Source organism: Sphingomonas sp. CV7422, from assembly GCF_027945725.1.
In the GTDB taxonomy this organism is placed as follows: Bacteria; Pseudomonadota; Alphaproteobacteria; order Sphingomonadales; family Sphingomonadaceae; genus Sphingomonas; species Sphingomonas kyungheensis.
In genome coordinates this window covers 1-2,338 of record NZ_CP115903.1, presented here as the reverse complement: position 1 = coordinate 2,338, position 2,338 = coordinate 1, and the positions used below count along the sequence as shown (strand labels likewise).

The window sequence follows — 2,338 nt, the reverse complement described above, 5'->3', positions numbered from 1 at the left end:
GCGGTGCGCTGGCAAAGTTTCGCCAAGATCGCGGGGCGGCAGGGCAAGCATACGTCTATCCGACGCTGAAGTACGCCATCCCGTTTGTATGTCGCCCTTACCTGCCTGAACGAACATCGTTATGTCGACCGCCAGGCAGGGGGAGGAGCATTGCGTTGAGCGAAACACCCGGACATGCGCGACGCATCTCCACCACCGCTTCATGACCATATTGACGGCGCGGGCGCGTCCGGCACACAGAGTGGCCGCAAAGGAATATTCGTGACTGTGAATGCTTCCCCAACGCGATCGTGCATTTGCTACATAGCGAACCAGGGGTATCTGTATCAGTCGCTTGTCAGCGCTATTCAGGCACGGCAGCATTCACCGGCACACTGGGACGTGATTGTGTTCGACATGACCGCCGTGCCCGGCGAGGAAAGCCGCCGCATCGCGCACGTCTGCGCTGCCAAAGGAGTGGAGTATCGCTGGGCGGACCCGGCGATACTTGGCGGGTTGCACATCATGAACGCGCGGCTGTTCCTCGATGAGTTGCTGCCGGCCGATTATGTTCAAATTCTCTACCTCGACGGCGATACGCAGGTGGTCGGCGATCTCAACCCCCTGCTAGACTTTCAACCACAGCCGGGCGGCCTGTGTGCAGTACGCGACCCAATGATCTATCTGCGCGGCGTCGACCGACTACGTGGTGAGTTTGAAGATGAAATCCGCGCCTTCGGTGATGATTACGTTAACAGCGGCGTGTTCCGCGCTGATCGGGCGAGTTGGGCGACGATCTCGCGCAAAGCGCTTGCACAGATGGGCAATGCGACCAGCGCGCTGCATTTCGAGGATCAGACAGTGATCAATCGCGTCACCACAGGGCGGCGCAACTATGCTTCCCTTCGCTGGAATTTCCCCGGCTTCATCCTCGGTTATGGCCTCGATACGATCGCGCCGCCGGCGATCGTCCACTTTATGTCCAACCCGAGGCCGTGGCAGGGCGCCTATGCGCCGTGGGGCCGGTCGTGGAATATTCCATATCTCGCACTTGCGCGCGAGTTTCCCGAGATCAAGGAATATTGCGCCGCGCTCGATCTGCGCCGCCGTGCTGCTTATAAAGTCAAGCAGATTGCTAAATCTTATGTCGAACGTCGACTGTGGAATGCGCCTGAACTGCTAAACCACATTCGCCGACTAGAAGACCGGGCTGACGTGTGAGCGTTGGGGGTGATATGCGCTGAGCCGCATCTCGACACCTTCGCGAGCGTTCCCTCGCACCAATCCAAGCAAATCACGGCCGTATCGGCCGGTGCACTTGGCGTAATCGGGGATGCGCGATTGGCAAAGCTCAGGTAATGCTTCGCGTGACTAGAGGTTATGCGACAGGATGCTGGATTATCACGACCAAAGACGCTACCCGCAGGACGACCAGACGGCGCCCCGGCCGCGACGAACGCCCTGCGGAGATATGCGCGCATTATGATCAGCAGAATTGCCTTTTGATGCTCGGGCGCGCGACGTCGAATAACCTGGTGATTACGCGCGCTGGACCGAAGAGCCTGCACGAGGGGTGGCTGACGCCCCCCGCGACGCGCGATTTCGACCTGCTCGTCGCCTCATTTGATCCCAACAGCCGGCCGCTCGCCGCGCCCGGCACCTTCCACCGTTTCATCCCCGGCACCAAGGTGCAGGGCTGGCGCGCGACCTTGTCCGACAATGCCGACTTCATCGCGCAATATGACTATATCGCGCTGATCGATGACGACATCGACACCGATGCCGACAGTCTCAGCCGGCTGTTCGCGTTCGGCGCGGCGGAGGGGTTCACGATCTTCCAGCCGAGCCTGACCTGGGACAGCTATTTTACATATGCCGGCACGGTGCGGAACCCGTCGCTGCGCTACCGTGCGGTCAATTACATCGAGATGATGGCGCCCTTCTTCGCAGCGCGCGCGCTGCAGCAGGTCGCGCCGCTGTTCGATTACGGCTGGGAAAGCGGCATTGACCTGATCTGGGGCAGCGCCCTGCCCGCCGCCGACCGCCGCTTCGCGATCGTCGACGCCATCCCCGTCCGCCACACCCGCCCGGTCGGTGCGCTCAAGGAGGCCAACGGCTTCGTCAACCGCACCTATGAATCGGACATCGAGGCGGCGCTGGCGCATTTCGCGATGGTCTGGCCGAGCCTCGTCGCCAGCCGCGGCGTCACCGCCACGGGCGCGGACATCGGTCGCTGGGGGCTCGCCTGGCGCGTGCTCGGCCTGCTCGGGCTGCCGTGGCGCTCGCCGACGCGCGGCGCGTGGCGGCGCACGCTCGACCATATCCGCCACCAGTGGATGCGCCGCCCCGCCTATGTCGA

General features: G+C 62.4%; 2 protein-coding genes. Both read left to right on the top strand.

Going from position 1 to position 2,338, the window contains the following annotated elements; genetic code table 11:
• Positions 1-174 precede the first annotated feature (174 nt).
• Complete coding sequence (locus PBN85_RS18970; RefSeq protein ID WP_271301188.1) at positions 175-1,200, top strand: glycosyltransferase family 8 protein; 1,026 nt, start codon at positions 175-177, stop codon at positions 1,198-1,200.
• Between the two features lie 314 nt (positions 1,201-1,514).
• A partial coding sequence (locus PBN85_RS18965) for a hypothetical protein (protein ID WP_271301187.1) occupies positions 1,515-2,338 on the top strand: 824 nt, incomplete at its 3' end.